This window comes from Xanthomonas bromi (assembly GCF_900092025.1).
Classification (GTDB): Bacteria; Pseudomonadota; Gammaproteobacteria; order Xanthomonadales; family Xanthomonadaceae; genus Xanthomonas; species Xanthomonas bromi.
Map to the genome: position 1 here is coordinate 1 of NZ_FLTX01000019.1, position 6,410 is coordinate 6,410.

Annotated in this window: 5 protein-coding genes and 1 other RNA gene; 2 read left to right on the forward strand and 4 right to left on the reverse strand. The window is 63.4% G+C overall.

Going from position 1 to position 6,410, the window contains the following annotated elements:
- The coding region (locus tag XBLMG947_RS07015; protein ID WP_209437466.1) for an ATP-grasp domain-containing protein at nt 1–392 on the reverse strand (392 nt) is incomplete at its 3' end.
- A gap of 231 nt (nt 393–623) precedes the next feature.
- Between XBLMG947_RS07015 and XBLMG947_RS07020 the strand changes: the two genes are divergently transcribed.
- Both XBLMG947_RS07020 and XBLMG947_RS07025 read left to right on the forward strand, forming a co-directional pair.
- The gene (locus XBLMG947_RS07020) at nt 624–2,237 is read left to right on the forward strand and encodes a sensor histidine kinase (protein ID WP_065467223.1); all 1,614 of its coding nucleotides are present in this window, start codon (nt 624–626) and stop codon (nt 2,235–2,237) included.
- Nucleotides 2,238–2,505: 268 nt separating this feature from the next.
- Complete coding sequence (locus tag XBLMG947_RS07025) at nt 2,506–3,960, forward strand: sigma-54-dependent transcriptional regulator (RefSeq protein ID WP_181093171.1); 1,455 nt, start codon at nt 2,506–2,508, stop codon at nt 3,958–3,960.
- Between the two features lie 214 nt (nt 3,961–4,174).
- Here XBLMG947_RS07025 and XBLMG947_RS07030 read toward each other — a convergent pair.
- From XBLMG947_RS07030 to pilB, 3 genes are all read right to left on the reverse strand, one after another.
- Nucleotides 4,175–4,250: non-coding RNA, sX9 sRNA (locus XBLMG947_RS07030), on the reverse strand.
- A 61-nt stretch (nt 4,251–4,311) separates the two neighbouring features.
- Nucleotides 4,312–4,431, reverse strand: coding sequence for a pilus assembly protein (locus tag XBLMG947_RS07035; protein ID WP_065467227.1), 120 nt, complete (start codon nt 4,429–4,431; stop codon nt 4,312–4,314).
- 61 nt (nt 4,432–4,492) lie between these two features.
- Nucleotides 4,493–6,226: a type IV-A pilus assembly ATPase PilB gene (pilB, locus tag XBLMG947_RS07040; RefSeq protein WP_065467229.1), complete on the reverse strand. Its 1,734-nt coding sequence runs from the start codon at nt 6,224–6,226 to the stop codon at nt 4,493–4,495.
- Nucleotides 6,227–6,410: the final 184 nt, after the last annotated feature.

Below are 6,410 nucleotides of genomic sequence, written 5' to 3' on the forward strand. Positions count from 1 at the left end.
ACGCCGCCTTCGGACGATGCGATATAGGTGATGGTCTTGGTGCCGCGGTCGACCAGGATCGACAGGTACAGCTCCTTGACGATCTCGCCGGCGGTGGTCACCAGCACCAGGTTGATCGGCAGCTCGACGCCGGCGGTCTGGTAGGTGGACATCTTGGTGCCGAGCATCTTGGCTGCTGCGGCCTTCACGTCGTCGGTGGTCTTGCAGAACTTGACGCCGCCAGCCTTACCGCGGCCGCCCGCGTGGATCTGCGCTTTCACCATCCAGGGGCCCTTGCCCAGGGAATTGGCGACTTCGACCGCTTCGTCCGGGGTCGCCGCGACCTTGCCGGCCGGGACGGGGATGCCGTACTCGGCAAGCAGCTGTTTTGACTGGTATTCGTGGAAATTCATGCGTCACCGTGGGAAAAGGAAACGACCGCTGCGTGCAACGCAGACCGCCGGGGCGGCACGTCATGGGACACGAACGGGCCGCCTATTGTGGCCGACCACGCCGTGCGGCGCAAAATTCCCCGGGAGTGGCCGCCGGATCGCAGCGCTTGCGCGTAGACCCACACTGTGCCCAGGCGCTGCGCAGACCGCGCACCTGCCTATACTCGCGGCTCGCTCCAGCGGGGAATCGGCTTGGCATCCATCGCATCGCTCATCGCCCGGATCCAGTCCGCGCCGCAGCGCGAGCTGTATTTCTTCTCGTTGTACCGGGTGCTGGTGGCCGGGCTGATCGCCGCACTGGTATTCAGCCCGTTGTCCGACGCCATCCCCGAGCCGCGCTACCCGCACCTGGCCGCCAACGTGGCGATCGGCTACCTGTGCGTGGCGATCCCGCTGCTGTTCTGGGGCCGCAACGAACGCCGCCTCACCCCGACCGTGCTATGCGCGGTGGTGGCCGACATCCTCGCCGCGACCCTGGCCACGCATGCTCTGCCCGGCGCCAGCGCCGGCATTGCGATGATGCTGCTGTTCAACGTGGCGGCCGCCTCGATCCTGCTGCGACTGCGCTACGGCATGAGCATCGCGGTACTCGCCAGCGCCGCCATCCTGCTGGAATACCTGTGGACCCTGCTCGAAGGCGGCGGCGCCACCCGCCCGGTGGCCGAACTGGCCATGTTCGCCACCAGCTACGTCGCGGTGGCCTTCATCTGCGAACAGATCGCCTCGCGCGCACGACGCAACCAGGTATTGGCCGAAGAGCGCGGCGCGCAGGTCGCCAATCTGTACGAGATCAACGAGCTGATCATCCGGCGCATGCGCACCGGCGTCCTGGTGGTGGACGCCCATAACCGCATCTCGCTGGCCAACGAAGCGGCTCTGGCCCTGCTGGGCGATGGCGACCAGCGCAATGTGCCGGTGGACCTCTCGTTGGTCGCGCTCACCCCGGAACTGGCCCACCGGCTGCAGCGCTGGCGCAGCGGCTGGCGGCAGGAAGAAGCGCCGCTGCAACTCGGCGCCGACCGCCCGGAAGTGCAGCCGCGCTTCGTGCGCCTGCTCGCCGACAGCGACCTGGTGCTGGTGTTTCTGGACGACGCCACGGTGGTGTCGCGGCGTGCCGAATCGCTGACGTTGTCGGCGATGGGGCGCTTCTCGGCCAGCCTGGCACACGAGATCCGCAACCCGTTGGCGGCGATCAGCTACGCCTCGCAACTGCTGGAGGAGTCGCCGGACATCGGCGATGCCGACCGCCGCCTGCTGCAGATCATCCACCAGCAATGCCAGCGCACCAACGGCATTGTCGAAAGCGTGCTCGCGCTGGCGCGGCGGGAACGCGCAAGCCCCGACAATCTGGATCTGGCCGCATTCGTGCGGCGCTTCGTGGTCGAGTACCGGCAGACCTTGTCGATGGAAACCGACATCCTGGAGGCCAGCATCCAGGGCAGTTCGGTGCATGCCCTGGTCGACCCCAAGCACCTGCACCAGATCCTGACCGCGCTGGTGCACAACGCACTCAAGTATGGCCGGGTGATGGACGAGCCGGCACGGGTCAAGCTGCGCGTCGAACGGCAGGAGCGCATGGCGGTAATCGATGTCATGGACCGCGGCCCTGGCATCCCCGAAGCCGTGGCCGCGCAGCTGTTCCGCCCGTTCTATACCACCTCCGAGCACGGCACCGGACTGGGGCTGTACATCGCCCAGGAACTCTGCCGCGCCAACCAGGCGCAACTGGAGTATGTCTCGATCCCTGGTGGCGGCGCCTGTTTCCGGATTTCGTTGCAAGGCCCTAACGGCTTGTTTGGGAAGTGAGTGCCTGGCTGTCGGCTGGGTGCAATGGGTGAGGTGTTGGGCCGGGTCATCGCGCGACCTGTTCGATGCCAGAAAGTTGCGGTCATCGAAAGTGCCAACACCCCGCAGCAACTGGATTGCAGGTCTAGCGAGCTGGGCGGGCAAAGCTCTCGCACGCAACTGCGCCAGGAAACGCAGCACCTCGACATCCCCTCTTCGCCGACTGGCATCGGCTCCGCTGCAAGCGCCCTGACAGCCGCGGCGATGGCCTTATGCCGCAGGTGAATCGTTGGGCCGCGACGCGGTCGACAATTGTCGACCATCCTCACGCTGGGCTATCGTGCGCACCATGAGCGAACCCAAAAGTGCCCTGGTTGTCGATGACGAGCGTGATATCCGCGAGTTGCTTGTTCTCACCCTGGGCCGCATGGGGCTGCGCATCAGCACCGCCGCCAACCTTGCCGAAGCGCGCGAATTGCTGGCCAACAATCCCTACGATCTGTGCCTGACCGACATGCGCCTGCCCGACGGCAACGGCATCGAACTGGTCACCGAAATCGCAAAGCACTACCCGCACACCCCGGTGGCCATGATCACCGCGTTCGGCAGCATGGACCTGGCCGTGGAAGCGCTGAAAGCCGGCGCCTTCGATTTCGTCAGCAAACCGGTCGACATCGGCGTGTTGCGCGGCCTGGTCAAGCACGCGCTGGAATTGAACAACCGCGACCGCCCTGCCCCACCACCGCCGCCACCGGAGCAGGCCAGCCGCCTGCTCGGCGACTCCAGCGCGATGGAAAGCCTGCGCGCCACCATCGGCAAGGTGGCGCGCAGCCAGGCGCCGGTCTACATCGTCGGCGAATCGGGCGTGGGCAAGGAGCTGGTCGCACGCACCATCCACGAACAAGGCGCACGCGCCGCCGGCCCGTTCGTGCCGGTCAACTGCGGCGCCATTCCCGCCGAACTGATGGAAAGCGAATTCTTCGGCCACAAGAAAGGCAGCTTCACCGGCGCGCATGCCGACAAGCCCGGGCTGTTCCAGGCCGCGCATGGCGGCACGTTGTTCCTGGACGAAGTGGCCGAATTGCCGCTGCAGATGCAGGTCAAACTACTGCGCGCCATCCAGGAAAAATCCGTGCGCCCGGTCGGCGCCTCCAGTGAATCGCTGGTCGATGTGCGCATCCTCTCGGCCACGCACAAGGACCTGGGCGACCTGGTCTCCGACGGCCGTTTTCGGCATGACCTGTACTACCGCATCAACGTGATCGAGCTGCGCGTGCCGCCGCTACGCGAACGCGCTGGCGACTTGCCGCAACTGGCCGCGGCTATCATCGCGCGCCTGGCGCATAGCCACGGACGCCCGATTCCGCTGCTGACCCAATCCGCGCTTGATGCACTGAGCCACTACGGCTTCCCCGGCAATGTGCGCGAACTGGAAAACATCCTCGAACGCGCCCTCGCCCTGGCCGAAGACGACCAGATCAGCGCCACCGATCTGCGCCTGCCCGCCCACGGCGGCCACCGCCTCGCCGCCACACCCGGCAGCGCTGACGTTGAACCGCGCGAAGCCGTCCTCGACATCGACCCCGCCTCAGCCGCCCTGCCGTCATACATCGAACAACTCGAACGCGCCGCGATCCAGAAAGCGCTGGAAGAGAACCGCTGGAACAAGACCAAAACCGCTGCGCAGCTGGGCATTACGTTTCGTGCGCTTCGCTACAAGCTGAAAAAGCTGGGGATGGAGTAGAAGAGCCGGGAATCGGGAGTGGGAAATGGGGAATCGTCAAAGCGCAGTCGCCGGCCTCGATGGCCTTTGTGGGAGACACTGGGATGGACTGGCTCATGCGTCAGCTCCCGGTAGTCGGCTGCAATGCTCGACGCTGTCGTCCAGACAAACAGCCTGGAACGTACCGGTCCCAGGCTGTTCCGATTCCTTAATCCCGATTCCCAGCCCTTAGAGCGGCTAACAGAACGTAGCGAGCGGTGGTCAGGTGGGTGCGGACGGCGCGGAGGAACCGGAGTGTACGAGTGGTACATGCCGATTCCGAGCACCGGCCGCGCCCGCCTGGCGGCCGCGCAGTAGTTTTGTTAGCTGCTCTTAGCCCTTGGCTACTCGATTGATTTCCGCGAGGCAGGTCACCCCATGCGCAGCCTGCATCAACGCCGACTGGCGCAAATCGCGGATACCGATCTTCTGCACCGCATCGGTGATCTGCATCGCAGTGCCGCCATCTTCTCCCGCTTGCGGGAGAAGGTGCCCGTAGGGCGGATGAGGGCGCTTAGTCCTTCGTCACGCGATTGATCTCGGCCAGACTGGTCACCCCGTGCGCGGCCTTCATCAATGCCGACTGACGCAGATCGCGGATACCAATCTTCTGCGTGGCCTCGGCGATCTGCATCGCATTGCCGCCTTCCAGCACGATCGCGCCGATCTCGTCGGTCATCGGCATCACCTGATAGATACCAGTACGCCCCTTGTAGCCCTCGGTGCACTCATCGCAACCGACTGCCTCATAGAGTTCGATCTTCGCAACTTGCTCTGGCGTAAATCCTTCCGCGAGCAGCGCATGCTCCGGCAAGGTCGACTTGCGCTTGCAGTTGTTGCACAGCCTACGCGCCAGGCGCTGCGCGATGACCAGGGTCACCGACGAGGTGATGTTGTAGGGCGCGATGCCCATGTTCATCAGACGCGCGATGGTCTGTGGCGCATCGTTGGTGTGCAGTGTCGACAGCACCATATGGCCAGTCTGGGCCGCTTTGATCGCAATTTCTGCAGTCTCAAGGTCACGGATTTCGCCGACCATGATGATGTCCGGGTCCTGACGCAGAAACGAGCGCAGCGCCGCCGCAAACGTCATGCCCCGCTTGACGTTCTGCTGCACCTGATTGACGCCCGGCAATCGGATTTCGACCGGATCCTCTGCCGTGGAAATATTGCGCGTCTCATCGTTGAGGATGCCAAGCGCGGTATACAACGACACCGTCTTGCCCGAACCGGTCGGCCCGGTCACCAACACCATGCCATAGGGCTTGTGGATCGCGTCCAAAAACAGCTTCTGCTGGTCCGCCTCGTAGCCCAGCTTCTCGATACCGAGCTTGGCCGCACTGGCGTCCAGAATACGCAGCACCACCTTCTCGCCGAACAGGGTTGGCAAGGTGCTCACGCGGAAGTCGATCTGCTTGGTCTTGGACAGGTTGAGCTTGATGCGCCCGTCCTGCGGCACCCGCTTCTCGGCGATATCCAGCTGCGACATCACCTTCAGGCGCGCCGCAATGCGCTGGCTCAGCTTCACCGGCGCCTTGGCCACGTTCTTCAGCAAGCCGTCGATCCGCAAGCGCACCCGGTAGTCGTCTTCATACGGCTCGAAATGGATGTCCGAGGCTCCCCGCCGGATCGCATCCACCAGCACCTTGTTGACGAATTTCACCACTGGCGTGTCGTCGCCCCTGGCATCGACCCCGGCATCCCCGCCGGCGCCCATGTCCTCGTCGTCGGCAGACACGTCCAAGTCGCCCATTTCATCGTCGTCATTGCCGAGCGACGAACCGAGGGACGCATTGCTGGCCTGCCACTGTTCGAGCGTCCGGCGGATCTGATCCTCGTCGACGAGGATTGCCTCGACCACCAGATTCGTATGGAACTTGATGTCGTCCAGCGCGCGAGTCTGGGTGGGATTGCTCACCCCCAAGAACAACCGGTTACCACGCTTGAACAGCGGCAGCACCTGGTGCTTCTGGAGCAACTCCTCACTGACCAGCTTGGCTGCGTTTTGGCTGGCATCAAATACTGATACGTCCATAAGTGGCATGCCGAATTCAACCGCGTTGGCAGCCGCCAATTGCGAAGCCGTTACGAGCTTTTTCTCGGAAAACCATTGCGGCAACGGCACTTTAGCTGTAGATGCTTGGTCCATAGCAACGCGAGCTACCATTTCATCTATCGCGCCATCTTGTACTAAGCGCCGGGCTATCCCGGTTATACCCACCAAGTTGATAGAAGTCGCTGCGCTCATGTTGATAACCCCTTGATTAAGCGAAGTCAATATATTGCACTACAAAAGATAAGCAATAATCAGTCAACTCTATCCTACTTAACAGCATGAGACCAAGACGAATCTCGTTAGGGCATCGCAAGGCCAAACTTAATAGCCACACCGACCAGATGCCGGAACCAAGAACCCAAGTGGCTCTGCTAAG

Bases quoted from the DNA above. Each gene is read 5' to 3' on its own strand.
- XBLMG947_RS07035 (WP_065467227.1), bottom strand. From the start codon at position 4,431: ATGCAGATCACCGATGCGGTGCAGAAGATCGGTATCCGCGATTTGCGC.
- pilB (WP_065467229.1), bottom strand. From the start codon at position 6,226: ATGAGCGCAGCGACTTCTATCAACTTGGTGGGTATAACCGGGATAGCC.